This window comes from Methylobacterium sp. 142-1Y (assembly GCF_057747795.1).
This window is the reverse complement of sequence record NZ_CM173224.1, coordinates 3,941,985-3,966,661: the sequence shown is the minus strand read 5'-3', so window position 1 is coordinate 3,966,661 and position 24,677 is coordinate 3,941,985. Positions and strand designations below refer to the sequence as shown.

The following is a 24,677-nucleotide window of genomic DNA, read 5'->3' as shown; positions in this document are numbered from 1 at the left end:
TCTTCCAATCGAAGACGATGTCGCGTGTCTCCCGAGTGGGCGGGACAAGTGCGTCCGAGATGGCCTTGGGTCGATCTGCCCTGAACGCGAGTTCAGAGAGCGGCCTCTCCGACCAGGGAGGCCGCGCGATGAATGCCGTTCCGGCCATCTTCCGCGAGGTGCGCCCCCCCCATGCTCGCCATCCTCTTGCGACCATCCCGATGCTGGCGAGCCTGGATCTGACCGGCTGCGTCGTCACCGCCGATGCCCCACACCGCCACCCGGCGATGGCCCGCATCGTGCACCCCGTTGTGTCGTGTATCGTGTCGCACCGTGATCGGGTGCTGCTCTAACCCCCGGTCGTGCTCATGTGCCGCGGCACCGCGGGCTTGGCCGCGCGGGCGATGACGAAGTCGTGGCCCTTCGGCTTGCGGGTGATGGCTTCTCGGATGGCCTCGGCCACCACGGCGTCGTCGGGGGAGGCGCGGAGCGCCGCCCGCAGGTCGGCGGCGTCCTCCTGGCCGAGGCATAGGTAGAGCTGGCCGGTGCAGGTCAGGCGCACCCGGTTGCAGCTCTCGCAGAAATTGTGGGTGAGCGGCGTGATGAAGCCGAGCCGTCCGCCGGTCTCCTCCACCCGCACGTAGCGGGCCGGGCCCCCGGTGCGGTCGGGCAGCGGGGTGAGGGTAAGGCGCTCGGACAGCCGCTCGCGCACCACCGAGAGCGGCAGGAACTGGTCGACCCGGTCGGGCTCGATGTCGCCGAGCGGCATCACCTCGATCAGCGTCATCTCCATGCCGAGCCCATGGGCCCAGGCGAGCATGCCTGAAATCTCGTCCTCGTTGACGCCCTTCAGCGCCACGGCGTTGATCTTGACCTTCAGGCCGGCCTCGCGCGCCGCCGCGATGCCGTCGAGCACCGTGTCGAGGTCGCCGCGCCGCGTGATCGCCCGGAATTTCTGGGGGTCGAGGGTGTCGAGGGAGACGTTGATCCGGCGCATGCCGAGATCCGCCAGCTCGGCGGCGTGCTGGCGCAGGCGGGTGCCGTTGGTGGTGAGCGTCATCTCCTCCAGCGCCCCGGAGGCGAGATGGCGCGAGAGGTTGCGGAACAGCCGCATGATGTCCCGGCGCACCAGCGGCTCGCCGCCGGTGATGCGCAGCTTCCTCACGCCGCGCTCCACGAAGACCGAGCAGACCCGGTCCAGCTCCTCCAGCGTGAGCAGGTCGCGCTTGGGCAGGAAGGCCATGTCCTCGGACATGCAGTAGACGCAACGCAGGTCGCAGCGATCGGTCACCGAGACGCGCAGGTAGGTGATCGCGCGCTGGAACGGATCGATCAGCGGCGCCGGCCGGGGCGGCACGGACACCGCCGGCATCGGATCGTCGGTACGGGGACCCCACATGCGCTTCAACTTCCTCGGCGGGACTCAAGGCTCTGGCGGCCGGGTGTCGGCCTGCATATGAGCGCTCGTGAGACCGCCGGCAAGTTGTGCCAGAGGCGTAAGGAGAGACGCAAGCCATGACCGACGAGGCTGACTGGCCGACCGAGATCCGGCTGTCGCGCGACAAGCGCACGCTTCATGTCGCTTACGCCAGCGGCTCGGCCTACGCCCTGCCGGCGGAGTACCTGCGGGTCGAGAGCCCCTCGGCCGAGGTCCAGGGCCATGCGCCCTCCGAGCGCCAGTGGATTCCCGGCAAGCGCGAGGTCCAGATCCTGGCGGTGGCACCGGTCGGCAACTACGCCGTCAAGCTCACCTTCGACGACATGCACGATACCGGGATCTACGCCTTCGACTTCCTGCGCCGCCTGGGCGAAGAGCAGGCGACGCGCTTTGCCCGCTACGAGGAGGAACTGGCGGCCCGTTCCTTGAGCCGCGAGCCGGCGCGGCGGCGGTGATCAGACCGCCGCCGGGGCCGGCCGCGACGCCGCCGCGACGGTGAGCGCCGCGACCGCCACCGCGAGCGGCCCGAACGACACCCACAGGACCACGTCCCAGCCGTAATGGGCCAGCAGCCCGCCGGAGGAGAACGAGCCGACCGCCATCGTGCCGAACACCACGAAGTCGTTGAGCGACTGCACCCGGGTGCGCTCCTCCGGCCGGTGGCAGTCGAGCACCATGGCGGAGGCGCCGACGAAGCCGAAATTCCAGCCGAGGCCAAGCAGGACCAGGAAGGCCCAGAAATGGGCGAGATCCAGGCCCGACAGCCCGACGACCGCCGCGGTCGCGGTGAGCGCGAGCCCGGCCGCCACCACGGCGGGAGCCCCGAACCGGGCGATCAGCCGCCCGGTGAAGAAGCTCGGCGCATACATGGCGATCACGTGCCATTGCAGGCCGAGATTGGCGTCGGCTTGCGTGAACCCGCACAGGTGCATCGCCAGCGGCGCGGCGGTCATCAGGAAGTTCATCAGAAGGTAGGACACCACCCCGCACAGGACCGCGGTGATGAAGCGCGGCTGGCGGGCGATCAGGCTGAGCGGGCGTCCGCCGGAGCGGTCGGCTTGCGTCGGCCCTGGCAGCCGCACGCCCATCAGCACCACGGCCGAGAGCGCCGCCACCGCGGCTTGCGCGAGGAACGTCGCGGCGAAGGCGTGGGCGGGCCACAGGTCCATCGTGTGGCTGACGAGCTGCGGCCCGATGATCCCGGCGAACACGCCGCCTGCCATGACGGCCGACAGCGCCCGCGGGCGTCGCGCCGGCGCGACGCAATCGGCGGCGGCGAAGCGGAACGACAGCACCACCGCCGCGTAGGCGCCGCCGAAGAAGGTCGCCAGGCAGAAAATCCAGAACGACGACAGCACCACGGCGAGCGCCGCCAGCAGCCCGACGAGCACGCCGCACCCGGTTCCGGCCAGGAAGGCCGTGCGGCGGCCATGGGCCCGGGCGATGCGCCCGGCCGGCAGGGTGCAGGCGGCCATGCCGACGACGAAGATCGAGATCGGCAGGGTGGCGAGCGCCGGATCGGGTGCCAGCCGGCTGCCGATGACGGCGCCGGTGGCGTAGACCACGACCGAGTTGGCGCCGGCCAGGGCCTGGGCGAGCGCGAGGCGCAGCACGTTGCCGGTGCCGGTCGCGGCGGGAAGGGGGAGCCCGGCGATCGGGGCGGCGGGGTTCGACATCGATGACTCTCCAGGATTCGAGATGGGCGAGCGGGCGCGCCAGGGCCGGCCCCGACCGGCCGTCGATCGCCAGCGACAGGACCACGACATGGCTGCGCTCGCGCTCGGTCCCGGCGCGCGCCTCGCAGGCGGCGGCTCGGGTGATGCGATCTTGCGCCGCCGCCGATTCCGCCCGCATCGCGTGCAGGCGCGCCCGAGCGGCGTAGGGGAGGGCGAAATCCGGATCGGCCGCGATCGCGGCGTCGAGCGCCTCGGCGGCGCCCGGCCAAGCGGCGAGCAGGAGATCGATGCCCGCGCGGTCATGTGCGGCGGCGGCGTCGGAGCGGGTCGTGACCGGCAGGCCGCGGCGATCATGGTGGGCCATGAGGGTCTTCTTCTCCGATTCCCGCCTGGGACAGCAAGAGTCTTCTCCTGCATGGCGGAGCACCGGCCGTCCGTATTTCGACGGGGTGCCAAGCTGTGGAGAATTTCCGCCGAACTGGAGCCCCGCATGCGGTGGGTGACGATCGAGACGCCGCATGGTGTGAGGTCGCCGCAGCCGCTCACGGTGCGGGCGCAGGGCATCCCGGCGTACCACGCCTTTCCTGAGCACGCGCATGACTGGCATCAGGTCGTCTACACCATCTCCGGCGTGCTGACCGTGGCGGTGGCCGGCCGCTCCTTCGTGATCTCACCGGAACAGGCGGTGTGGCGACCGACCGGGCATCGGGTCGGCTCGCTGCTCGGGACCGCGTTCCGCAGCCTGTGGATCGCCGACGCGGTCGGTGCGAGGCTGCCGGTGGAGCCGACGGTGTCCGGCGTCTCGGCCCTGCTCCAGGCCCTCATCGTCGAGGCGGCGGCGATCGACGGGCAGGACGACGCCGACGGCTATGCCGGGCGCGTCGCCGGCCTGATTCCCGACCAGCTCCGCCGCGCCACTCCCCTGCCGGGAGCCTTGCCCCGGCCGCGCGGAGGCCCGCTCGTGGGGCTCTGCGAAGCGCTCTACGCCGAGCCGGCCGATGCCCGGGCCCCCGAGGCGTGGGGCCGGGCGCTCGGCCTGTCGGGCCGCACCCTCGCCCGCCGCTTCGAGGCCGAGCTCGGCATGAGCCTGCGCGACTGGCGCCGGTGCCTGCGGCTGTTCAAGGCGATCGAACCGATGGGCGGCGGGCTCGACGTGACGCGGACGGCGATGACGCCGGGCTACGGCTCGACCTCGGTCTTCGTCTACGGGTTCCGGCACGACCTGGGCTGCGCGCCGCAGGCCTCCATGCGGGGGAGGCCGGCGGGGCTGAGGCGGCGAGGGGGACTAAGCCGTTGGGAAGACTGGCGCTTTCCCCTCCCCCTTGTGGGGAGGGGTTAGGGGTGGGGGTGGTGCAGGATTAAGCGTCGAGCTCCACGCGGCACCATCCCCACTTCCGGCTCCCCCCAACCTGCAGCGATACCGGGCAAGCCCGGGATCGCCGGGGGGAGGAGAGGCGTGCTATTCTCAAATGGCGAAGCGCTCAGACCGAGATGTGTGAATGCGATAGCCTGCTCGGGAAAGAGGGCCCCACGCCATACAACCGAGAATATCAGACGCATGAACACGAAAAAGGCCGGCACGAGGCCGGCCTTTTTCCATCGATTGAACCCTGCGCGCCGATCAGCGCTGCACGATCACCTTCGTCCCCACCTTGGCGCGGGTATACAGGTCCATCACGTCGTCGTTGGTCATCCGGATGCAGCCGGAGGAGACGGCGGTGCCGATGGTCTCGGGCTCGTTCGAGCCGTGGATGCGGTAGAGCGAGCCGCCGAGATACATCGCGCGGGCGCCGAGCGGGTTCTCCGGGCCGCCCTTCATGTAGCGCGGCAGGTCGGGCCGGCGGCGGATCATCTGGGCCGGCGGGCGCCAATCGGGCCATTCGCGCTTCATCGAGATGGACTGCACGCCGTTCCAGGCGAAGCCCGGGCGGCCGACGCCGACGCCGTAGCGCAGGGCCTGGCCGTTGCCGAGGACGTAGTACAGGCGGCGCTCGGCGGTGGAGACCACGATGGTGCCGGCGCCGTAGGGGCCGGAATAGGCCACCGTCTCGCGCGGGATCGGGCTCAGCTTCGGCACCGAGGCGTCGAGGGGATCGGCAGCGGCCGCCGGAGCGGCGGAGCGCACCGTGACGGCGAGCGGCTGGTCGAGGGGCTGGCGGGTGAGCGGGTCGATCTCGTAGGCGGCGGCGGGCGCCGCCCAGGCGGTGACGGCGCAGACCAGCCCGGCCAGGGCGGGAACGAAGCGGCGCATGAAAGCCTCTTGGCAAGGACAGCTTGGACGGGGACGCGCGGAGCGAGGACGGTGCGAACGCGACCAGCACCGTACGGCGGAACCAATAGCCAAGCCGTAAACGCCCACGTCTCAAAGCCAAGCTTAAATCCGGCCAAGCTTCGCGGTTGCGAAGGCGGCGTTGTGCCCGCGCCACACCGTGGCGGCGCGGGCACGTTTCCGGTGTGTTACTGAAGCGCCGCGAGGGTGCGCCGCGCCCGCTCGGTGATGGCGGAGAAATTCCCGGCGCGAATCTCGGCCTCCGGCGCCAGCCACGAGCCGCCCACCGCCGCGACGTTCGGGAGCGCCAGCCAGGCCTTCGCATCGGCCTCGCCGATCCCGCCGGTCGGACAGAACCGGGCCTGCGGGAACGGGCCGCCGAGGGCCTTGAGCGCCGCCATGCCGCCCGCCGGCACGGCGGGGAAGAACTTCGCCACCGTGAAGCCGGCGGCGAGCACCTGCATCAGGTCGGAGGGCGTGGCGATACCGGGCATGAACACCATGTCGCTGGCGGCCGCCGCCCGCAGGAGGTCCGGCGTCGCCCCGGGGCTGAGCGCGAAGCGGGCGCCGAGGGCATGGGCGGTCTCGAGGTCGGCCGGCGTGAGCACCGTGCCGAGGCCGACCACGGCCTCGGGCACCTCCGCCATGATCGCCTTCGCGGCGTCCCGCGCCACCGGGGTGCGCAGGGTGATCTCGAGGGTGGTGATGCCGCCAGCCACCAGGGCGCGGGCCAGCGGCACCGCATGGGCGAGTTCCGGTACGGTGATGACCGGGATCACCGGCGAGGCGGCGAGCAGCGCGTCGAGGCGCTGGCTGCGGGATTCGGTGGTCATGGACGTCCCTGTCCTTTCAAGCGAGCGGCAGGTCGGGCATCGCCGCCCGGGGGATCACGGCGCCGCGATGGCCGATCACGGTGCCGGCGAGGCGGTGGCCGCACGCGGCGGCCTCGGCGGGAGCGCGCCCGGCGAGCCGCGCCGCCATGTAGGCCGCCGCGAAGCTGTCGCCCGCCGCGGTGGTGTCGACGACTGCGTCCACGGCCAGGGCCGGAACCGTGACGTCCTCGGTTCCGCTCAGCACCCGCACGCTCGGCGGCGAGCCGCCGCCCTTCAGCACGATCTCGCAGCGGCCGTGATGGCGCAAAACCTCCTCCTCAGCGTCCGGCCCGTAGAGCCAGTCGAGGTCTTCCGCGGAGGCGAAGATCAGGTCGGCCGCCGCCATCGCCTCGCGGAAGGCGGCTTGCGCCTTCGCCTTGTCGGGCCAGCCGCGGGGCCGGTAATTGGTGTCGAAGGCCACCCGCCCGCCTCGGGCCTGCACGGCTCGGCAGGTCTCGGCAAGGGCCTCGCGCCCGGCCTCGCCGTAGAGCGACAGGCTGATGCCCGACACGTAGACGAGGTCGTAGCCCGCCAGGGCGGCACGCGTGTCGGCGGCGCCGGGGCCGGAAAACAGGTCGCGGGCGGCGGCGCTGTCGCGCCAGTAATGGAAGCTGCGCTCGCCCGATGCGTCGGTGCGGATGATGTAGAGCCCCGGCATCCGCCCGGGCAGGCGCCGCACCTGGCCCGTGCCGACCCCTTCGGCGGCCCAGGCCGCCAGCATCTCCTCGCTCCACGGATCGTCGCCGAGCGCCGTCACGTAATCGACCGCGACGCCGAGGCGAGCGAGGTAGAGGGCGGTGTTGAGCGTATCGCCGCCGTAGCCGCGCAGCAGGCTGCCGTCGGGTCGCTCCGACAGCTCCATCATGCACTCGCCGATGCAGGCGACCCTGGTTGCCATCGTGTTCGTTCCTCTCCCGTCGTGCCGGCGGATCGACGCTCCGTCTCGAGATCAAGGCCGGGATCAAGGCATCGACGATGCGGGCGTCGTCCTCTCCCCGGCGATCCCGGGCCTGCCCGGTATCGCTGCAAGCTGCGGGATGGGGCCGTGCAACGCGCGAGCTTTCTCCGGCACCACCCCCACCTCCGGCTCCTCCCCACAAGGCGGAGGAGAGGTGCCGTGTCAACGGCCTCTCCTCCGTCGTGCAACGTGCTGCCCTTGGGTGATATGCCCTGAGTTAACTCTTGAACGGTCCGGGGACGGGGTTAAAAGCGTTGACCCTGCGTCGCCTTTGGGCGAACGCAGCGAAGGAGCCCGCGACGGTCTGAACCCGCCGCGGAGGACGGTTCGACACCAAAGAAGGCAGCCGCCGATCACGTCAGACACCCGGGATCGCCAGACCCCCCGCCGTCTTCCGGAGTTCGCTCGCCATGCCCCTCTATCGCCTGCTCTCCACCTCACGCGACCGAAGCGGGGCCCATCCGCTTCACGATCTGCCGATCGTGGCGCCGAGCGTGCGCCACGCCGCCGCCCGTGTGCTCGGACGGGCCGACGAGGTCTTCGGCGACCGGACCGGCGAGGCCTGGCTCGTGACCGAGGACGGCGCCCGGGTCTGGAGCCTGAGCCTCGAGGCCGAGGAGGCCGAGGGCGGGGCCCTGTCCTGACCCATTCGCCTTCTTGCGCCTTGCTGACGCCGCATGCGCCGCGCATCGGGACGGCCCCGAGACCCATTCCGAGATCCCCGATTCGATGAGAATCCCGCTTCAGAGCGCTGCGTTACCGAAGCTCGTGTTCCTGGGCGCCGCGACCGGACTCGCCCTGGCCGCCACCCCGGCCGCCGCCGATTGGCGCTACTGTCTCGCCCGCGGGCCCTCCCGCACGGTCTACCTGTCGGCGCCGTTCTCGACCGTCGCGGCGATGCCGTCCCTCGACGCCGCTTTCGGGCGCATGCTCGACCGGACCCACCGCGCCCACGACCCCGTCCAGTGTCCCCGCGCCGAGGATGCCGCGTCCTTGCGGGCGATGCGGCACACCGCCCTGCGCTACAACCGCCAGGACGGCGTGACCGTGGTCGAGATCGACTGGACCCCCGACCGCGACGCCGCCGCCAAGCTTTAGCACGTCGCTCCCGTGCAGGGTCGCCCCTGCGCTTCCGCGTCGACGATCGATCACGCGCTTCCGCGCCGACAATCGACCACGCGCGTCCGCGCGCATGACCGATCACGCGCTTCCACGCGCATGGCCGATCACGCGCTTCCGCGCGCATGGCCGTCCCGCGCCGGCCGCGCTTCCAGCCGAATCGTTAGCATCCTATCTATGAGGCCGATCAATCATCGGTTTGGCCGAACGCGACGGCGATGCGACGCGACCTTCTGCAATCCCTCACCCTCACCCTGCTCCAGGCCGGGCGCGTCTGGCGGCGGGCCGCCGACGAGGTCGTGACCGCCTACGGGCTGACCGAGGCGACGGCCCTGCCGCTCCTGCTGATCGGGCGGCTCGGCGGCGACCTGCGCCAGACCACGCTCGCCGACGCGCTGGGCGTCGAGGGCCCGAGCCTGGTGCGGCTCCTCGACCAACTCTGCGAGGCCGGCCTCGTCACCCGCCGGGAGGACCCGACCGACCGCCGCGCCAAGGTCCTGCACCTGACGGAGGAGGGCCGCGCCCGCGCCGCCGCCATCGAGGCGCGGTTCGACACGTTGCGCGCGGCGGTCTTCACCCATGTCGGCGACGACGACCTGCGGGCGGCGTTGACGGTGTTGCGCGCGCTCCAGGCCGAGGGCCCGCGCGGGGCGAGCCTCGCCTGCGGCTCGGACGCCTCACCGCATCCGGTCATCGGAGGACGCCCGTGATCCTGCCCGGCTGGCGCCAATGGCTCTTCGCCCTCAAGGTCAGCGGGGCGGCGCTGCTTGCCCTCGGGATCGCCCTGTGGGTCGACCTGCCGCGGCCGTACTGGGCGATGGCGACCGTCTACATCACCATGCAGCCGCTCTCCGGCGCCACCCGCTCCAAGGCCCTCTACCGGGTCGTCGGCACGCTGATCGGCGTCTCGGCCGCGGTCGCGATGGTGCCGCCCCTCGTCAACGCCCCGGAGGTGCTGACCCTGGCGCTCGCCCTCTGGACCGCCGGCTGCCTCTATCTCTCGCTCCTCGACCGCACGCCGCGGGCCTACCTGTTCATGCTCGCCGGCTACACCGCCGCGCTGATCGGCTTCCCGGCGGTCACGAACCCCGAGACCATCTTCGACACCGCGGTGTCGCGGGCCGAGGAGATCACGCTCGGCATCCTCTGCGCCTCCCTGGTGGCGAGCCTCGTCGTCCCCGAGCCGGTCGGTCCGGTACTGGCGGCCCGGGTCGGGGCCTGGCTGGGGGAGGCCGGGCGCTGGACCGGCGACGTGCTCTCAGGCGTCGGCGAGGCGCCCGCCCTCCGGACCCGGCGCCTGCGGCTGGCCGCGGAGGCCGCGGAGATCGACGCTCTCTCGACCCATCTCGCCTACGACACCTCGGCCCAGAGCCGAGCGGTGCCGCTGGTGCAGCTCCTGCGCGGCCGGATGCTGATGCTGCTGCCGGTCCTCTCCTCCCTCGCCGATCGGATCGCGGCGCTCAAGAGCCTGTCGGGCCTCACGCCGGAGCTGCGCCACCTGCTCGCCGATGTCGAGGCGTGGTCGGCGGAAGGAGCGCCGGCCGCCGGGGCGGACGCGCTCACGGCCCGCATCGAGGCCTCCGACCGCGCGCTCTCCACTCATCCATCCTGGAGCGCCCTGGTGCGGGCGAGCCTGATCGAGCGCCTGCGCGAGCTGGTGGCGATCGGCCGGGATTGCCGGGCGTTGCAGGACGGCGTTGCCCGCGGCGACGGTTCGTTGCGCGAGCCCCTGGCCTATGCGGGCGAGTTCGGCGGCCGGGCGCCGCGCCACCGCGACCACGGCATGGCGTTCCGCTCCGCCCTCGGGGCGTTCTTCGGCATCGTCGCCTGCGTGGTGGTGTGGATCGCCACCGCCTGGCCCGACGGCGCCACCGCGGCGATGATGGGCGCGGTGCTGTGCTGCATGTTCGCGACCCAGGACGATCCGGTCCCGGCGATCCTGAGCTTCGCCACCTGGACCGGGGTGGCCGCTCTGGCGATCGGCGTGCTGCTGTTCGGCGTGATGCCGCTGGTGCACGATTTCGTCAGCCTCGCCCTGGTGCTGGCGCCGCCCCTGATCCTGTGCGGCCTGCTGATGACGAATCCCAAAACCCTGCCGGTGGGGCTGGCGCTCGGCGTCAACGGCAACGCGCTGCTGGCGATCCAGGACCGCTACGCGTCGGAATTCGGAGCTTACGTCAATTCGGGCATCGCGCTGGTCGGCGGCATCTGGCTCGCCGCCCTGGTGACCCGGCTGGTGCGCTCGGTCGGGGCGGAGCACGGCGCCCGCCGGCTGGTCGCGGCGAGCCGCGCTGATCTCGCCCGGGCGGCGCGGCGGCGCGGGCACGGCGACCGCACCGCCTTCGCCCACCTGATGCTCGACCGCCTCGGCCTCCTGGTGCCGCGGCTGGCCGCCGCCGGGCCCGACAGCGATCTGTCCCGGATCGACACCCTGGCGGCCCTGCGGGTCGGCATGAACCTCGTCTCGCTGCGGCGCGCCCGCCACGGCCTGCCGCGCGAGGCCGTCGCGGCGCTCGATGCCGCCCTCGACGCGGTGGCCGGCCATTACGAGGGGCCGCGCGGGCCGGCCCCCGAAACCTTGCTCCGCCGCATCGACGCGGCGCTCGCGCGGATCGAGGCGGAACCCGTCGGCGCGTCGGGACACGACGCCCGGCGCGACGCGCTCCTCGGCCTCGTGGGCCTGCGCCGGGCTTTGTTTCCCGCGGCGGCGCCTCCCGGCGCCGCCCTGCTCGCGAGGGAGGCCGCCTGATGGCCGATATCGACCTCTACGGCGTCTTCGTGCCGGCCCTGCTGGTCTGGGCCCTCGCCGCCTTCCTGATCAACCTCGTGGTGCGCCGCCTGATCGGTGCCCTCGGGCTCTACCGGCTGGTCTGGCACCGGCCGCTCTTCGACCTCTGCCTCTACCTCGTGTGCCTCGGCGGCGTCGTCTCGCTCGCCGGCCGCCTGACCTGAAGAACCACCATGACCCGCGCGCTCGCCTTCCTCGGCCGCTTCGCCGTCACCGCCGCCATGCTGGCGCTCGCCGTCATCGTCGGGACGGCCCTCTGGGACTATTACCTCGAAGCTCCCTGGACCCGCGACGGACGGGTGCGGGCCGAGGTCGTCGGTGTCGCCCCCGACGTGTCGGGGCTGGTGCGCGACGTCGAGGTGCGCGACAACCAGCGCGTCAAGCGCGGCGACGTGCTGTTCCGCATCGATCCGGACCGCTTCGGCCTCGCGCTTCGCCAGGCCGAGGCCGTGGTGGCCGGCCGCAAGGCGAACCTCGTCCAGGCCGAGGCCGATCTCGCCCGCTACCGCCAGCTCAGCGACAACGTCGTGTCGCAGCAGAAGCTCGAGGCGACGCTCGCCGCCGATCAGAGTGCCCGGGCCGCCTACGACCAGGCGGTCGCCGACCGCGACCTCGCCAGGCTCAACCTCGACCGCTCCGAGGTGCGCGCCTCGGTCAACGGCCGGATCAGCAACCTCGAACTGCGCCCCGGCGCCTATGTCGGGGTCGGCAAGGCCGTGATGGCGCTCGTCGACAGCGACACCCTGCACGTCCAGGGCTATTTCGAGGAGACGAAGCTCGACCGCATCCATCCCGGCGACCCGGTCACCGTGCGGCTGATGGGCGAGGACCGCGACGTCACCGGCACGGTCGAGAGCGTCGCCGCCGGCATCGAGGACCGGGAGCGCAGCGCCGGCGCGTCGCTCCTCGCCAACGTCAACCCGACCTTCGCCTGGGTGCGCCTCGCCCAGCGCGTCCCGGTGCGGATCGCCCTCGATCCCGCCATCGACCGCGACCGCCTCACCGTCGGGCGCACCGCCACCGTGGTGGTGCACCCGCGCGGCGAGCGGCCGGAGATCCGTCCCTTCGACAATCTCAGGAATTTGGGTTTGCGCCATCTCGGCCTGCGCGACGGCTGGGAAGCGCTGAAGGCCGCACTGCCGGCGACCAAGGGCTAACGCCCGGCAGGTCACGCCTCGCTTGTGTGGTACCGATATCACTTCCGCCCCGCACGAGGCCGGATTAAGGAGCGCCGACAAGACGCAATATCCAGCGCGGCCGGGAGGAGGCCCCCATGGCAGACCAGAACAGGGCAGCCCAGAACAGGGCGGACCCGCAGCAGGACGCCCTCGGCGCCCGCACCATCGCGACGATCACCTGGCGGCTGATGCCGCTGCTCGGCCTGATGTACCTGATCGCCTACATCGACCGGCAGAACGTCTCCTATGCCAAGCTCCAGATGGTGGGCGATCTCGGCTTGAGCGAGGCGGCCTACGGCTTCGGCGCCTCGCTGTTCTTCCTCGCCTACTTCCTGTTCGAGGTCCCCTCGAACGTGATCCTGGAGCGGGTCGGCGCCCGGGTGTGGTTCACCCGCATCATGGCGACCTGGGGGATCATCACGATCCTGCTCGGCTTCTCGACCGGGCCGGTGATGTTCTACGTGCTGCGCTTCCTCCTCGGCGCGGCGGAGGCCGGGTTCTTCCCCGGCGTGCTCTACGCGCTGACCCTGTGGTTCCCGCAGGTCTTCCGCGGCCGGATGGTCGGCTGGTTCATGATCGCGAGCGCGGTGGCCAACGCCGTCGGCGCGGCGATCGGCGGCGCGCTCCTCGACCTCGACGGGGCGCTCGGCTACCGCGGCTGGCAATGGGTGTTCATCGCCACCGGCGTGCCGGCGGTGCTGCTCGCCTTCGTGGTGTTCTTCATCCTGCCCGACCGGCCCGAGAAGGCGCCCTGGCTGGGGGCCGACGAGAAGAGGTGGCTCGCCGACACCCTGGCGCGCGAGGCGGCGACCACCCCGCACACCGACCACAGCAACCCGTTCCGGGTGCTCGCCGACACCCGCGTCGTGCTGCTCGCGCTGCTCTACGTCGCCTTCCCGCTCGCGGCCTACGGCCTGAGCTACTGGCTGCCCACGGTGGTGAAGGGCTTCGGCGTCTCGAACACCATGAACGGCGTCATCAACATCATCCCGTGGATCTGCGTCGGCTTCGCCCTGTGGTGGGTGCCCCGGCACGCGGCGCGCACCGGAGAGACCACCTGGCACATCGCCGGCCCGGCCCTCGTCGGGGCGCTCGGCCTCGTCCTCAGCGTCGTGCTGCCCGGCGACGCGGTGAAGTTCGCCTGCCTGTGCGTGGCCGCCGCCGGCATCTTCTCGGGCCAGCCGGTCTTCTGGTCGCTGCCCCCGACCTTCCTGCGCGGCGCCACCGCGGCGGCCGGCATCGCGATGATCAACTCGGTCGGCAATCTCGGCGGCTTCATCGCCCAGAACGTCGTGCCGTGGATCGGCGACGTCAGCGGCAGCAAGCTCGTGCCGATGCTCTTCCTCGCCGCCTGCCTCGTCGTCGGCGCGGCGATGGTGTTCGTGGTCCAGGGCATCCTGAAGCGCCGCAACGCGGCCGAGGCCGGGGGGCTCGCGCCGGCGCGGCGCTGAGGACGGAATTATCCCTTTTCGGATCGGTTTCGGTCCGGAAAGGGATAACGTCTTTGATATCAATGGTCTGATGGGGTGGAACGGTGTAGGATTGGGCGACAGGCAGCCCGATCCGATCCGCGATGGCCGATTTCACCGACTGGACGCACGAGCAGGTTCGCCAGTTCGTCGATGCCGAGCAGGTCTTTTCCGCGTACCAGGCGGCGCGGACCGAACTGGGCCAGCGCTTCGCCGGCTCGATGGCCTGGAAGACGGTGCGCGGGCGCCAGTATCTCTACCGCAAGCGGAAGGCCACCTGGTCCTCCCTCGGGCTCCGCTGCCCCGAGACCGAGGCCGCCCATGCGGCGTTCCATGACGGCCGTGCGCGGGTGAAGCAGCGCCTCGCCGACCTCGCCCGGCGACTGGACGCGATGGCGCCGGTGAACCGCGCCCTCGGGCTCGGGCGGATGCCGGTCGTCGCGGCGCGAGCCCTGCGGGCGCTCGCGGCGGCGCGGCTCCTTGGCACCGGCATCCGGGTCGTCGGCACCCACGCGCTCTTCGCCTATGAACGCCTGGCCGGCCTGCGCATCGCCAGCGGCCACCTCGCCACCGGCGATATCGATCTCCTGTTCGACGCCCGTGCCCGCCTGAGCCTCGTCGCCGAGGCACTGCCGGGGGTCGACCTGGAGCGGGAAGGCCTGATCGGGCTCCTGCGCAGCGTCGACAGGTCGTTCGAGCCGATGGGGGCCGGAAGCTTCCGGGCGGTCAACCGGGACGGCTTCATGGTCGACCTGATCCAGCCGCTGCCGCCGGACCGGATGGCACGCAGTCCCCGCAGCCGGATCGGCACCTCGTCCGACGATCTCAGCGCCGTCGAGATCGAGGGTCTCGCCTGGCTCGTCAACAGCCCGAAGGTGAGCGCGGTCACGCTCGATGCCCGCGGCTACCCGGTCGGCCTGGTGGTGCCCGATCCGCGGGCCTTCGCGCTCCACAAGGCCTGGCTCGCCGCCCGCGACGACCGCGATCCGTTGAAGCGCGGGCGCGACGCGGGCCAGGCCCGACTCGTCGCCGGCCTCGTCGCGGAGCGCCTGCCGCACCTGTCCTTCGAGGATCCGGCCCTCGGGGCGATCCCACGCGCCTTGCGCGACCGCGCCGCCGAGATCCTGCCCGCGCCGGGCGTGGCCGACGAATCCATCGAGCCGGACTGGTGAAGGCTCACACCGCCAGCGCGATACCGGCGAGCCCCGCCGCCAGCCCCCACAGCAACCCGCAGGCCCGCCGGTACAGCACCAGCGCCCGGACGATGTCGGCACTCGTCGCCTCCGCCCGGCCCGACCCCATCCAGGCATCCTCGACCCGGGTGGTGCCATAGATCCGCGGGCCGGCGAGCCGCAGGCCGAGTGCGCCGGCCATCGCGGCTTCGGGCCAGCCGGCATTGGGCGAGCGGTGGCGTCCGGCATCGCGCCGCACGGCGTGGAGCGCCCCCCGGGCCGAGGCCCCCGGGGTCAGGGCGGCGGCCGCGACGACGAGCCCGGCGGTGAGGCGCGAGGCCGGCAGGTTGACGAGGTCGTCGAGGCGGGCGGCGGCCCAGCCGAAGGCCTCGTGCCGGGGCGTGCGGTGGCCGATCATGCTGTCGGCGGTGTTGATCGCCTTGTAGAGCGCGCCGCCTGCCAGGCCGCCGGCACCGAGCCAGACAGCCGGCGCCACGATGCCGTCGGAAAAATTCTCCGCCAGGCTCTCGATCGCGGCGCGGCAGAGCGCGGCCTCGTCGAGGGTCTCGGGGTTGCGCCCGACGATCATCGAGACCGCCCGGCGCCCGCCGGGAAGGCCGTCGCGGTCGAGGTCCTTCGCCACCCGGGCGACGTGGTCGTGCAGGCTGCGCTGCGCCGGCAGGCTCGCGGCGAGCACCGCGCAGAGGGCGATGCCGGGCAGGAGCCCGAGCGCCCCGCAGGCGAGCGCCAGGATCGACGCCGCGAGACCGGTCGCCGCGAGGACGACTCCTAAGGCCAGCACCCCGGCGAGGCGCCGCCGCCCCTCGGAATCGGTCTCCCGGTTGAGGCGCCGGTCGAGGGCGGCGATCAGGGCGCCGATCCAGGTGACAGGGTGGCCGGCCAGCCTGTAGAGGCGGTCCGGATAGCCGAGGGCGGCCTCGATCGCGAGGGCGAGGACGAGAACCGGGAGGCTGTCGGGCGGGTGCAGCAGGGCGGCCATGATACGTGAAATGGAGGCGGAGCCGATCCGGCACGGGGGCGACCTCGGCGAGGCCTGCCGGCTCTTCCCCTCGGCCCCCGAGCCCTGGATCGACCTGTCGACGGGGATCAACCCGATCCCCTATCCGTGGCCGGCCCCGGAGGCCAGCGCCTTCACGCGGCTGCCGGCCCCGGCCGACCTCGCCGACCTCGAGGCCGCGGCGGCCGAGGCCTACGGCGCGCGGCCGGACCACGTCGTCGCCGCGCCGGGCACGCAGGCCCTGATCGACCTGATCCCGCGGCTGCGGCCGCCCGGCCGCGTCGCGGTCGTGGGTCCGACCTATGCCGAGCACGCCGCGTCCTGGGCCCGGGCCGGGCACGCCGTGTCCGACGCGGCGGATCTCGCCGCGGAGGCCGACGTGGTGGTGGTCGTCAACCCGAACAACCCGGACGGGCGGGTGGTGCCGACCCGCGACCTCGCGGCGGCGGCGGTGCGGCTCGCCGGGCACGGCGGCTGGCTCGTGGTCGACGAGGCCTTCGCCGATCTCGAACCCGTCGAGAGCCTGTGCGGGGCGCCGCCCCCGGGCTGCCTGGTGCTGCGCTCCTTCGGCAAGACCTACGGCCTCGCGGGCCTGCGGCTCGGCTTCGCGGTGGCGGCGGAGCCCCTGATCGGCGGGGTGCGCCGCGGTATCGGACCCTGGGCGGTATCGGGACCGGCGATCGCGATCGGCCGCCGGGCGCTGGCGGATGTCTCCTGGCGGCGCGAGGCGGCCGCCGCGCGGCGCCTCGACGCGGCCCGGCTCGACGGCCTGCTCGCCGCCGCCGGCGGCCGGATCGTCGGCGGGACGGCGCTGTTTCGCACCGCCGACTTTTCCGACGGCCCGGGCCTGTTCGGGCGTCTCGGCCGCGCCGGGATCTTCGTGCGCCGGTTCGAGGCCGCGCCGGCGCGCCTGCGCTTCGGCCTGCCCTCCGACGAAGCGGCCTGGAGCCGCCTCGAAGCGGCTCTGGGCGACCGGTGAGGCGCCTTTAAAAAGGCCGAAAACCGAAGCATCGAAAAACCGAGATAACCGGACCCATGATCGGGTTTACGAGGGCGGCCGGCGCCGCGCGGGGAATCAGGCAGAATGGACGCGGACGAGGTCAAACGGCGCGACAGGCTCGGCAGCATGATCGCGTTCGCGCGGCGCACCGTGCCCGATCTGCGCCGCAACGCCGAGACGGTCGAGCCGATCTCTCCCGGGAGCCGGCTGCCGGCCCTGCTCAACCCGTTGCGCTGGACCCGCCTGCCGTTCCTGCCCCACGAGGGCACCCGGAACCGGGTCATGACCCGGCTCCTGCGCAATATCGCCCTCTTCGTGCTGCTGCCGACGGCGGTGGTCGGGATCTACCTGTTCGTCTTCGCCGCCGACCAGTACGTGGTCGAGGCCCGCTTCGCCGTCCGCGGCGAGGTCGAGCCGATGGGCAACGTCCAGCTCGGCGAATTCTCCTCGCTGATCCAGAAGAACAACAGCCAGGACAGCTACATCGTCCAGGAATACATCCAGAGCCAGCCGATGCTGGAGAGCGCCCAGAAGGAGCTCGACGTCGTCCGGATGTTCACCCGCGACGAGGCCGACTTCTGGACGCGCTATTCCGGCGACAAGCCGATCGAGCAGTTGCTGAAGTACTGGCGCAAGCACGTCCAGGTCCATATCGATCTCGTCTCGGGCGTGCTCACCCTGACGGTGCAGGCCTTCACCCCCGACGACGCCCTGGCGATCAGCCGCCACATCGTGGCCCGCGCCGAGGCGCTGATCAACGCGGTCTCCTCCCGCGCGCAGCAGGACATGCTCAAGCACAGCCAGGACGACCTGGCGGCGAGCGAGGAGCGGATGCGCAAGGCCCACCTGGCCTTACGCGAGTTCCGCAACCGCTGGGGCATCATCGATCCGGCGAAGTCGGCCGAGGCGACGATGACCAGCCTGGTCTCCCTGCGCAAGGACAAGATCAAGTCGGAGAACGACCTGCAGGTGCTGCGGAGCTCCGGCCTCGACGAGAAGTCGCGCTCGATCCAGACCATCGTGGCGAGCCTCACCGCCACCAACCAGCAGATCAAGCAGCTCGAGGATTCGCTGACCAGCGACGGGCTGGCCGTCGGCGGACGGCACGTCTCGGACGCGATCCTGGAATACGAGGGGCTGATGGTCGAGCGCACCATCGCCGAGAAGCTGAACGACTCCGCCACCACGATGCTCGACCGCGCCCGGGTGGCGGCGAACCGCCAGCACGTCTACCTCGCGGTCTTCGTGCCGCCGACCCGGCCCGAGCTCTCCACCGTGCCGATGCGCGGGCACGCCCTGTTCGTGGCCTTCTTCGCCTTCCTGGTGCTCTGGGGCTGCTCGAGCCTGCTCATCGCCGGCGTCAAGGACCACAACATGTGACGCCGGCAGGCCCGGGGGCTTCGATCCCGGCCCGGGCCGTGCGATGAAGCGGCCCGGGGCGCCGTACGGGCACCCGCGAGCCTGAAGGACGAGCAATACCCCGATGTCCGATTTCACGGACCTGGTCGCCCGGGCCGTCTCCCCGGCGATGACCCGCGAGGAGCGCGAGGCGGTCTACCAGGTGGTCAAGCAGGCGATGCGCCGGCTCCAGGAGCGCGAGAACCTCCAGCCCGACGATCCCCGCGCCCGGCTCCAGGAGCACCTCGTCGAGGAGACGATCCGCGACGTCGAGGCGCTGGTCACCCGCTACCTCGCCCGCCAGACCATCCTGGAGGCCGAGCGCGCCAACGCGGCGGCCAACGCCGCCGCCGCGTCCGACGCCTGAGCGCGCTCACGCCTCCTCGGTCAGCCGCTTGAGCGAGGTCTGGAGCGCGTCGCCGCCGAGCAGCAGCGCCCGCGACAGGTCGGCCAGGGTGATCCAGCCGGTGACGCGCCCGCCGGCATCCCGCACCGGCAGGCGCCGGACGTGGTGGGCGGCCATCAGGTCGAGGGCGGCGCGCAACGGATCTGTCTCGGCGCAGGACACGACCGGGCGCGACAGCACCTCGCTCACCCGCGTCTCGCGCGGGTCGAGCCCCTGGGCGACGACCCGGTAGAGGATGTCCCGGTCGGTGATCACGCCGTCGAGGGCGTCCGGCGTGCCGACCGGCAGGGCGCCGACATCGAGTTCGCCCATCAGCACCGCGGCCTCCTGCACCGGGGCGTCGCCGGGAATGAACTCCACGTCCCTGCTCATCACGTCCGCGACCGTCGCACCCATCGAAATCCCTCGTCACGCCTCGTGACTCCGGCAACCCGCGGCGGCGGCGGCGGCTCCGGACCGGGCCGCGATTCCCGCGCCGAAAATCACACGTATGAAATTTTGACGGCGCGCCGGGAGCTTGGGCGAGGGCCGGCGCGTTCAGCCCACAGTCAGGCTTCTCGCCTCCGGGATCGTCGAACGCCCCCATGAACATGGAACTCACGTCCAAGCCCGCCCCGGAAGCCCCGGCGGCCTCGCCTCTCGCCCGGCGCGCCACGCGCATCAGCGAGGGCCAGCCCTTCCCGTTGGGGGCCACCTGGGACGGCCTCGGCGTCAACTTCGCGCTGTTCTCCGCCCACGCCACCAAGGTCGAGCTGTGCCTGTTCGACGATTCCGGCGAGACCGAGATCGAGCGGATCGAGCTGCCCGAATACACCGACGAGGTCTGGCACGGTTATCTTCCGGATGCCCGCCCCGGCACGATCTACGGCTACCGGGTCCACGGCCCCTACGAGCCGGAGGCCGGCCACCGCTTCAACCCCAACAAGCTGCTGCTCGACCCCTACGCCAAGGCGCTGGTCGGTTCCATCACCTGGAACCCGGCGCTCTTCGGCTACGTGATGGAGAGCGGCGACGACACCACCTTCGACACCCGCGACAGTGCCCCCTTCACCCGAAAGTGCCGGGTGATCGACCCCGCCTTCACCTGGGGCCGCGATCAGAAGCCGAACGTGCCGTGGGACAAGACCGTGTTCTACGAGACCCACGTCAAGGGCTTCACCAAGCTGCACCCGGCGGTACCCGAGCGCCTGCGCGGCACCTATGCGGGCCTCGGCACGCCTGAGGTGCTGGCCTATATCCGCAGCCTCGGCGTCACCTCGGTCGAGCTTCTGCCAATCCATTCCTTCGTCAACGACAGCTACCTGCTGGAGAAGGACCTGGTGAATTACTGGGGGTACAACACCCTCTCGTTCTTCGCCCCCGCCCGCCGCTACGCCGCGGTGCCGGATTTCGCCTTCTCCGAGTTCAAGGAGATGGTGGCCCGCATGCACGGGGCCGGCCTCGAGGTGATCCTCGACGTGGTCTACAACCACACCGCCGAGGGCAACGAGAAGGGCCCGACCCTGTCCTTCAAGGGCATCGACAACGCCTCGTATTACCGCCTGCTGCCGGACCAGAAGCGCTACTACATCAACGACACCGGCACGGGGAACACCGTCAACCTCTCGCATCCGCGGGTGCTGCAGATGGTGACGGATTCGCTCCGTTACTGGGCGACCGAGATGCGGGTCGACGGGTTCCGCTTCGACCTCGCGACGATCCTCGGCCGCGAGCCCTACGGCTTCGACGAGGGCGGCGGCTTCCTCGATTCCTGCCGCCAGGACCCGGTCCTGTCCTCGGTCAAGCTGATCGCCGAGCCGTGGGATTGCGGTCCGGGCGGCTACCAGGTCGGCGGCTTCCCGCCCGGCTGGGCCGAGTGGAACGACCGCTTCCGGGACGAGGTGCGCGGCTACTGGAAGGGCGACGAGGGTCTCTTGCCGGCGCTCGCCTCCCGCCTCACCGGCTCGGCCGACAAGTTCAACAAGCGCGGCCGGCGCCCCTGGGCCTCGGTGAACTTCATCACCGCCCATGACGGCTTCACCCTCGCCGACACCGTCTCGTACAACGAGAAGCACAATTCCGCGAACGGCGAGGACAACCGCGACGGCCACTCGCACAACCTGTCCTACAATTACGGAGCGGAAGGCCCGACCGACGATCCCGAGATCCGGGCGGTGCGGATGCGCCAGATGCGCAACCTGCTCGCGACGCTGCTCCTGTCGCGCGGGACCCCGATGCTGCTCGCCGGCGACGAGTTCGCCCGCACGCAGAAGGGCAACAACAACGCCTATTGCCAGGACAACGAGATCTCCTGGATCGACTGGGGGGCGATCGGCGAGGAGGAGCGGGATCTCGCCGAGTTCACCCAGCGCCTCCTGATCCTGCGCAAGTCGCTGCCGATGCTGAGCCGCGGGCGCTTCCTCACCGGCGCCTACGATGCCGATCTCGGCGTCAAGGACGTGAGCTGGCTCACCCCCGCCGGGACCGAGATGAACCCGGAGAACTGGAACGACGGCGGCGCCCGCTCGCTCGCGGTGGTCCTCGACGGACGGGCCCAGACGAGCGGCATCCACCGGCGCGGGGGCGAGGCGACCCTGATGCTGCTGTTCAACGCCTACCACGACGTGGTCGAGTTCACCCTGCCGGAGGTGGTGGGGGGCGATGCCTGGATGCGGGTGCTCGACACCAACCTGCCCGACACCCAGGACCTCGCCCGGTTCGCCGTCGGCGACACCTACGCGGTCACCGGCCGCTCGATGCTGATGTTCGTGCTGCGCCCGACCGACGTCGACCATGCGAGCGAGACCTGGCGCTCCTACCAGCACGTGATCCAGGCCTTCGAGCGGGCGGAATCCGAGAGCGTGGCGTTCGGGCTGACGCCGGAGGGGTGACATCCGGGCGGGCCTGCCCACTTTGCAGAGGGATCGGAAACGTTCGGGGCTCGGAAACATTTGCCCTGCCCGCGCGTCAGCGTGGGAGGGCCGTGAATGACGGTCCCATCGAACAGGCGAAGATTCCCCGGGGCGGCCGAGCCGGCCGCCCCGGGGATCGTGCGAGCGCGGAGTGCGGGCGGTGGCAAAGATCCTTCTCGTCGAGGACCATGAGGAAATCTGGGACTTCCTGTCCCGGCGGCTCAAGCGGCGGGGCTACGAGGTGGTGCTCGCCCATGACGGCGAGGAGGGCGTGATGAAGGCCCGCACCAGCCGGCCGGACATCATCCTGCTCGACATGAACCTGCCGGTCCTCGACGGCTGGTCGGCGGCCCGCGCGCTCAAGTCCGACGCCGAGACCGCCCGGATCCCGATCATCGCGCTCACCGCCCACGCCATGTCCGGCGACCGCGAGAAGGTGATCCAGGCCGGCTGCGACGATTACCACCCCAAGCCGGTCGACTTCTCGAAGCTCCTGACCCAGATCGGCGCCGCCCTCGGCACGCCGCCGTCGTCCTGACCGCGCAGGCGGGCGCGGATCGCCTTCGCGTCGTTTGATGCGAAGGCGTACCGATCTGTTCGATTCAGCCGGTGCCCTATCCCATTCGCGACCTCATCCTGAGGTGCGAACGGAGTGAGCCTCGAAGGAGGGTTCCAGAAGGCACTGCGATCCCCGGAGCCCTCCTTCGAGTCTCGCTTCGCTCGCACCTCAGGATGAGGTCGCGGATAGGAAAAATAGATGCCCGTCATGCCGCCCTTGCCGATCGAACAGGTTTCGAGAAGCCGATGATCGACGATCCCGTGACGGCGCGCCGCCTGCGCGACGCGATGCCGGTGTTCACGGCCCTGGCGACCTGCCTGCTGGTGCTGGCGATCGGCGCGATCCTGTCCCTCGGGCGGGACGTGCTGATGCCGATCACGCTCGCGGTGCTCCTCAGCTTCGTGCTGGCGCCTGCGGTGCGGGGCCTCCAGCGCCGGCGCCTGCCGCGCTCGCTGGCCGTGCTCGTAGTCGTTCTGGCGACCTTCGCGGGGATCGGGGGCCTGGGGATGCTGATCGCCAACGAGGCCTCGCAGCTCGCCTCGGACCTGCCGCGCTACACCGTGACGATGCGCGAGAAGATCGGGGCCCTGCGGGCCCAGGCCGGCGGCGGCGCCACCCTGGAGCGCCTGTTCCAGTCGGTGCAGGACCTGAGCCAGGACTTGCAGCCGCCCGAGCCCGCCAAGGCGCGGAGCCCCACGGATCCCGAGAAGCCGATGCTGGTCGAGGTGCGCGAGCCGAAGGCCGGTCTCCTCTCGACCCTGGGCAGCGTCGTGGCGCCGGTGCTGCACCCGCTCGCCACGGTCGGCCTAATCCTGCTCTTCACCCTGTTCTTCCTCGCCCAGCGCGAGGACCTGCGCAACCGCGCCATCCGGCTCGCCGGCTCCGGAGACCTGCGCGCCACCACGGCGGCGATGGACGACGCGGTGGCCCGCCTCTCGCGCTTCTTCCTCGCGCAGGCCGGGCTCAACCTCGCCTTCGGGGTGGTGATCGCCATCGGCCTCTGGCTGATCGGCGTGCCGAGCCCGATCCTGTGGGGCGTGCTCGCGGCGATCCTGCGCTTCGTGCCCTATATCGGGGCGGTGATCGGCATGGCCTTCCCGCTCATGCTCGCCGCGGCGGTCGATCCGGGCTGGTCGATGCTGATCGCGACGGTGGTGCTGTTCGCGGTCGTCGAGCCGATCGCCGGCCACGTCGTCGAGCCGCTGCTCTACGGCCACTCGACCGGGCTCTCGCCGGTGGCGGTGATTCTCGCCGCGACGGTCTGGACCTTCCTGTGGGGGCCGGTCGGCCTCGTCCTCGCGACCCCGATCACCGTCTGCCTGGTGGTGCTCGGCCGCCATGTCGAGCGGCTGGCCTTCCTCGACGTGATGCTGGGCGACCGGCCGGCGCTGGCGCCCTCCGAGATCTTCTACCAGCGCATGCTGGCGGGCGACCCCCTGGAGGCGATCGACAAGGCGCGCCAGGTGCTGAAGGAGCGTGCGCTCGCCACCTATTACGACGAGATCGCGCTCGGCGGCCTGCGGCTCGCCCAGAACGACCGGGCGAGCGGCGCGCTCGCCGCCGACCGGCAGCAGGCGGTGGGGCAGGCGATCGAGAGCGTGGTGACGACGCTGGGCACCCTGCCGGTCCGAAAAGGGGCGTCGGCGGTCCGCAGCGCCGAGACCGAGGCGGCGGTGGCCGCGCTCGGGCCGGACCGGGCCTCGACCGCGATCGTGCGCCGCCCCGAGGATCTGGCGCCGGCCTGGCGCGGGCCCGCCCCGGTTCTCGTGGTGGCGGCCCGCGGCCCGTTCGATGCGGCGGCCGCCGGCATGCTGGCCCAGGTGCTCGGGGGCCACGGCTTGAACGCCCGCACCATCAGCCAGGACGCCCTCAACAAGGGCGAGCGGCCGGACACCGCGGGCGTCGCCCTAGTCTGCCTGTCCTATATCGAGCCGATCAGCACCTCCCACATCCGGCTCGCCGCCCGCCTCGCCCGGCGGGCGATCCCGGGCGTGCGGGTGATGGTGGCGATCTGGCGCGAGCGCGACCCGGCCGGCCGCGACCGCCTGCGCCGGGCGACCTCCGCCGACATCCTGGTCACCACGATCAGCGACGCCCTCGACGCCGCCCTGGCGCTCTCGGGTGCCGGCGAGACTCGGAAGGTGCCGCAGCGCGAGGACGCCTGACCGGGACGGCGCCGCGGGCCGCCGTCAGGTCCGGCGGCGCCGTCGTCAGGTCCGCTCCGGCCGGTCGAGGATCGAAAAGCATAGATCCGGATCGCGCCCCGTTGTCGGCGCATATCCCGGCGCCCGCATCTCACACCCGGGATGTCGTGCCGGAATAGGACAGTCCATCCGCCCGATCGCGATGACGGAATCCAGTCGTGGCGGCCGCCCCCGGGCCGGGGTCACCGCTTGCCCGTCGATGGATGAGACGGTAACCTTGCGTCGGCAGGCCTGTCCAAGTCATGCCTGTTCAAGTCATGCCTATCCAGGTCTGGAGCGACGC

Annotated in this window: 24 protein-coding genes; 17 read left to right on the top strand and 7 right to left on the bottom strand. The window is 71.7% G+C overall.

The features are described 5' to 3' along the window. Positions 1-128: 128 nt before the first annotated feature. Entirely contained in the window at positions 129-332 is a 204-nt protein-coding gene (locus AC3AOF_RS18140; RefSeq protein WP_488346100.1) for a hypothetical protein, read from the top strand. On the opposite strand, the gene moaA is transcribed toward AC3AOF_RS18140, so the two are convergent. Next, positions 329-1,378 carry a GTP 3',8-cyclase MoaA gene (moaA, locus tag AC3AOF_RS18135; RefSeq protein WP_236989537.1) on the bottom strand — a complete coding sequence of 350 codons (1,050 nt, stop codon included), beginning with the start codon at positions 1,376-1,378 and terminating at the stop codon, positions 329-331. The two genes, AC3AOF_RS18140 and moaA, sit on opposite strands and share 4 nt — an antisense overlap. A gap of 116 nt (positions 1,379-1,494) precedes the next feature. Here moaA and AC3AOF_RS18130 point away from each other — a divergent pair, with 116 nt between their 5' ends. Next, positions 1,495-1,872 (top strand): gamma-butyrobetaine hydroxylase family protein, encoded by a 378-nt coding sequence (locus tag AC3AOF_RS18130; protein ID WP_488346099.1) that lies wholly within the window; start codon positions 1,495-1,497, stop codon positions 1,870-1,872. Here the strand turns inward: AC3AOF_RS18130 and AC3AOF_RS18125 are convergent, their stop codons facing one another. Then, entirely contained in the window at positions 1,873-3,093 is a 1,221-nt protein-coding gene (locus tag AC3AOF_RS18125; protein WP_488346098.1) for an MFS transporter, read from the bottom strand. A gap of 490 nt (positions 3,094-3,583) precedes the next feature. Here AC3AOF_RS18125 and AC3AOF_RS18120 point away from each other — a divergent pair, with 490 nt between their 5' ends. Further along, positions 3,584-4,432, top strand: coding sequence for an AraC family transcriptional regulator (locus AC3AOF_RS18120; RefSeq protein WP_488346097.1), 849 nt, complete (start codon positions 3,584-3,586; stop codon positions 4,430-4,432). 282 nt (positions 4,433-4,714) lie between these two features. Here the strand turns inward: AC3AOF_RS18120 and AC3AOF_RS18115 are convergent, their stop codons facing one another. The 3 genes from AC3AOF_RS18115 to AC3AOF_RS18105 form a co-directional block, all read right to left on the bottom strand. Further along, positions 4,715-5,344 (bottom strand): L,D-transpeptidase, encoded by a 630-nt coding sequence (locus AC3AOF_RS18115; RefSeq protein ID WP_236989541.1) that lies wholly within the window; start codon positions 5,342-5,344, stop codon positions 4,715-4,717. Between the two features lie 206 nt (positions 5,345-5,550). Further along, a complete protein-coding gene (gene eda, locus AC3AOF_RS18110; RefSeq protein WP_236989542.1) occupies positions 5,551-6,195 on the bottom strand; it encodes a bifunctional 4-hydroxy-2-oxoglutarate aldolase/2-dehydro-3-deoxy-phosphogluconate aldolase in 645 nt (214 codons plus the stop codon). A 16-nt stretch (positions 6,196-6,211) separates the two neighbouring features. Continuing rightward, positions 6,212-7,132 carry a sugar kinase gene (locus tag AC3AOF_RS18105; protein WP_488346096.1) on the bottom strand — a complete coding sequence of 307 codons (921 nt, stop codon included), beginning with the start codon at positions 7,130-7,132 and terminating at the stop codon, positions 6,212-6,214. Positions 7,133-7,602: 470 nt separating this feature from the next. Here AC3AOF_RS18105 and AC3AOF_RS18100 point away from each other — a divergent pair, with 470 nt between their 5' ends. From AC3AOF_RS18100 to AC3AOF_RS18065, 8 genes are all read left to right on the top strand, one after another. Further along, positions 7,603-7,836 carry a hypothetical protein gene (locus AC3AOF_RS18100; RefSeq protein WP_236989544.1) on the top strand — a complete coding sequence of 78 codons (234 nt, stop codon included), beginning with the start codon at positions 7,603-7,605 and terminating at the stop codon, positions 7,834-7,836. An 85-nt stretch (positions 7,837-7,921) separates the two neighbouring features. Then, positions 7,922-8,290 (top strand): hypothetical protein, encoded by a 369-nt coding sequence (locus AC3AOF_RS18095; RefSeq protein WP_236989545.1) that lies wholly within the window; start codon positions 7,922-7,924, stop codon positions 8,288-8,290. Between the two features lie 239 nt (positions 8,291-8,529). After that, positions 8,530-9,021 carry a MarR family winged helix-turn-helix transcriptional regulator gene (locus AC3AOF_RS18090; protein ID WP_488346095.1) on the top strand — a complete coding sequence of 164 codons (492 nt, stop codon included), beginning with the start codon at positions 8,530-8,532 and terminating at the stop codon, positions 9,019-9,021. Next, positions 9,018-11,060: an FUSC family protein gene (locus AC3AOF_RS18085; RefSeq protein ID WP_488346094.1), complete on the top strand. Its 2,043-nt coding sequence runs from the start codon at positions 9,018-9,020 to the stop codon at positions 11,058-11,060. Before AC3AOF_RS18090 ends, AC3AOF_RS18085 begins: the two co-directional genes overlap by 4 nt. Next, the gene (locus tag AC3AOF_RS18080) at positions 11,060-11,263 is read left to right on the top strand and encodes a DUF1656 domain-containing protein (RefSeq protein ID WP_236989548.1); all 204 of its coding nucleotides are present in this window, start codon (positions 11,060-11,062) and stop codon (positions 11,261-11,263) included. Before AC3AOF_RS18085 ends, AC3AOF_RS18080 begins: the two co-directional genes overlap by 1 nt. 9 nt (positions 11,264-11,272) lie before the next feature. Beyond that, a complete protein-coding gene (locus tag AC3AOF_RS18075; protein WP_488346093.1) occupies positions 11,273-12,256 on the top strand; it encodes an efflux RND transporter periplasmic adaptor subunit in 984 nt (327 codons plus the stop codon). 116 nt (positions 12,257-12,372) lie between these two features. Beyond that, on the top strand, positions 12,373-13,728 hold the full coding sequence (locus tag AC3AOF_RS18070; RefSeq protein WP_488346092.1) for an MFS transporter: 1,356 nt from the start codon (positions 12,373-12,375) through the stop codon (positions 13,726-13,728). A 122-nt stretch (positions 13,729-13,850) separates the two neighbouring features. Then, complete coding sequence (locus AC3AOF_RS18065) at positions 13,851-14,918, top strand: GSU2403 family nucleotidyltransferase fold protein (RefSeq protein ID WP_488346091.1); 1,068 nt, start codon at positions 13,851-13,853, stop codon at positions 14,916-14,918. 4 nt (positions 14,919-14,922) lie between these two features. On the opposite strand, the gene cbiB is transcribed toward AC3AOF_RS18065, so the two are convergent. After that, entirely contained in the window at positions 14,923-15,918 is a 996-nt protein-coding gene (gene cbiB / locus AC3AOF_RS18060; RefSeq protein ID WP_488346090.1) for an adenosylcobinamide-phosphate synthase CbiB, read from the bottom strand. Between cbiB and cobD the strand changes: the two genes are divergently transcribed. From cobD to AC3AOF_RS18045, 3 genes are all read left to right on the top strand, one after another. Beyond that, a complete protein-coding gene (cobD, locus tag AC3AOF_RS18055) occupies positions 15,917-16,915 on the top strand; it encodes a threonine-phosphate decarboxylase CobD (protein ID WP_488346089.1) in 999 nt (332 codons plus the stop codon). The two genes, cbiB and cobD, sit on opposite strands and share 2 nt — an antisense overlap. A 105-nt stretch (positions 16,916-17,020) precedes the next feature. After that, positions 17,021-18,316, top strand: coding sequence for a KpsE/RkpR family capsule polysaccharide export protein (locus AC3AOF_RS18050; protein ID WP_236989553.1), 1,296 nt, complete (start codon positions 17,021-17,023; stop codon positions 18,314-18,316). A gap of 103 nt (positions 18,317-18,419) precedes the next feature. After that, complete coding sequence (locus tag AC3AOF_RS18045) at positions 18,420-18,701, top strand: hypothetical protein (RefSeq protein ID WP_488346088.1); 282 nt, start codon at positions 18,420-18,422, stop codon at positions 18,699-18,701. Between the two features lie 6 nt (positions 18,702-18,707). Here AC3AOF_RS18045 and AC3AOF_RS18040 read toward each other — a convergent pair whose 3' ends face one another. Beyond that, a complete protein-coding gene (locus tag AC3AOF_RS18040; RefSeq protein ID WP_236989554.1) occupies positions 18,708-19,136 on the bottom strand; it encodes a CBS domain-containing protein in 429 nt (142 codons plus the stop codon). Between the two features lie 194 nt (positions 19,137-19,330). Here AC3AOF_RS18040 and glgX point away from each other — a divergent pair, with 194 nt between their 5' ends. From glgX to AC3AOF_RS18025, 3 genes are all read left to right on the top strand, one after another. After that, the gene (gene glgX / locus AC3AOF_RS18035; protein WP_488349013.1) at positions 19,331-21,610 is read left to right on the top strand and encodes a glycogen debranching protein GlgX; all 2,280 of its coding nucleotides are present in this window, start codon (positions 19,331-19,333) and stop codon (positions 21,608-21,610) included. A gap of 181 nt (positions 21,611-21,791) precedes the next feature. After that, positions 21,792-22,169, top strand: a complete 378-nt coding sequence (locus AC3AOF_RS18030) for a response regulator (RefSeq protein WP_236989555.1) — start codon at positions 21,792-21,794, stop codon at positions 22,167-22,169. Positions 22,170-22,435: 266 nt separating this feature from the next. Further along, the gene (locus AC3AOF_RS18025; protein ID WP_488346087.1) at positions 22,436-24,355 is read left to right on the top strand and encodes an AI-2E family transporter; all 1,920 of its coding nucleotides are present in this window, start codon (positions 22,436-22,438) and stop codon (positions 24,353-24,355) included. The last annotated feature ends 322 nt before the right edge of the window (positions 24,356-24,677 follow it).

What these genes read in the sequence shown, in the direction of transcription:
- AC3AOF_RS18120 (WP_488346097.1), top strand. Translation starts at nt 3,584, where the DNA reads ATGCGGTGGGTGACGATCGAGACGCCGCATGGTGTGAGGTCGCCGCAG.
- eda (WP_236989542.1), bottom strand. Translation starts at nt 6,195, where the DNA reads ATGACCACCGAATCCCGCAGCCAGCGCCTCGACGCGCTGCTCGCCGCC.
- AC3AOF_RS18040 (WP_236989554.1), bottom strand. Translation starts at nt 19,136, where the DNA reads ATGGGTGCGACGGTCGCGGACGTGATGAGCAGGGACGTGGAGTTCATT.
- moaA (WP_236989537.1), bottom strand. Translation starts at nt 1,378, where the DNA reads ATGTGGGGTCCCCGTACCGACGATCCGATGCCGGCGGTGTCCGTGCCG.
- cbiB (WP_488346090.1), bottom strand. Translation starts at nt 15,918, where the DNA reads ATGGCCGCCCTGCTGCACCCGCCCGACAGCCTCCCGGTTCTCGTCCTC.
- AC3AOF_RS18095 (WP_236989545.1), top strand. Translation starts at nt 7,922, where the DNA reads ATGAGAATCCCGCTTCAGAGCGCTGCGTTACCGAAGCTCGTGTTCCTG.
- AC3AOF_RS18130 (WP_488346099.1), top strand. Translation starts at nt 1,495, where the DNA reads ATGACCGACGAGGCTGACTGGCCGACCGAGATCCGGCTGTCGCGCGAC.
- AC3AOF_RS18025 (WP_488346087.1), top strand. Translation starts at nt 22,436, where the DNA reads ATGATCGACGATCCCGTGACGGCGCGCCGCCTGCGCGACGCGATGCCG.
- AC3AOF_RS18065 (WP_488346091.1), top strand. Translation starts at nt 13,851, where the DNA reads ATGGCCGATTTCACCGACTGGACGCACGAGCAGGTTCGCCAGTTCGTC.
- AC3AOF_RS18100 (WP_236989544.1), top strand. Translation starts at nt 7,603, where the DNA reads ATGCCCCTCTATCGCCTGCTCTCCACCTCACGCGACCGAAGCGGGGCC.
- AC3AOF_RS18105 (WP_488346096.1), bottom strand. Translation starts at nt 7,132, where the DNA reads ATGGCAACCAGGGTCGCCTGCATCGGCGAGTGCATGATGGAGCTGTCG.
- glgX (WP_488349013.1), top strand. Translation starts at nt 19,331, where the DNA reads ATGGAACTCACGTCCAAGCCCGCCCCGGAAGCCCCGGCGGCCTCGCCT.
- AC3AOF_RS18045 (WP_488346088.1), top strand. Translation starts at nt 18,420, where the DNA reads ATGTCCGATTTCACGGACCTGGTCGCCCGGGCCGTCTCCCCGGCGATG.
- AC3AOF_RS18090 (WP_488346095.1), top strand. Translation starts at nt 8,530, where the DNA reads ATGCGACGCGACCTTCTGCAATCCCTCACCCTCACCCTGCTCCAGGCC.
- AC3AOF_RS18075 (WP_488346093.1), top strand. Translation starts at nt 11,273, where the DNA reads ATGACCCGCGCGCTCGCCTTCCTCGGCCGCTTCGCCGTCACCGCCGCC.
- AC3AOF_RS18140 (WP_488346100.1), top strand. Translation starts at nt 129, where the DNA reads ATGAATGCCGTTCCGGCCATCTTCCGCGAGGTGCGCCCCCCCCATGCT.
- AC3AOF_RS18070 (WP_488346092.1), top strand. Translation starts at nt 12,373, where the DNA reads ATGGCAGACCAGAACAGGGCAGCCCAGAACAGGGCGGACCCGCAGCAG.
- AC3AOF_RS18050 (WP_236989553.1), top strand. Translation starts at nt 17,021, where the DNA reads ATGGACGCGGACGAGGTCAAACGGCGCGACAGGCTCGGCAGCATGATC.
- cobD (WP_488346089.1), top strand. Translation starts at nt 15,917, where the DNA reads ATGATACGTGAAATGGAGGCGGAGCCGATCCGGCACGGGGGCGACCTC.
- AC3AOF_RS18080 (WP_236989548.1), top strand. Translation starts at nt 11,060, where the DNA reads ATGGCCGATATCGACCTCTACGGCGTCTTCGTGCCGGCCCTGCTGGTC.
- AC3AOF_RS18125 (WP_488346098.1), bottom strand. Translation starts at nt 3,093, where the DNA reads ATGTCGAACCCCGCCGCCCCGATCGCCGGGCTCCCCCTTCCCGCCGCG.
- AC3AOF_RS18115 (WP_236989541.1), bottom strand. Translation starts at nt 5,344, where the DNA reads ATGCGCCGCTTCGTTCCCGCCCTGGCCGGGCTGGTCTGCGCCGTCACC.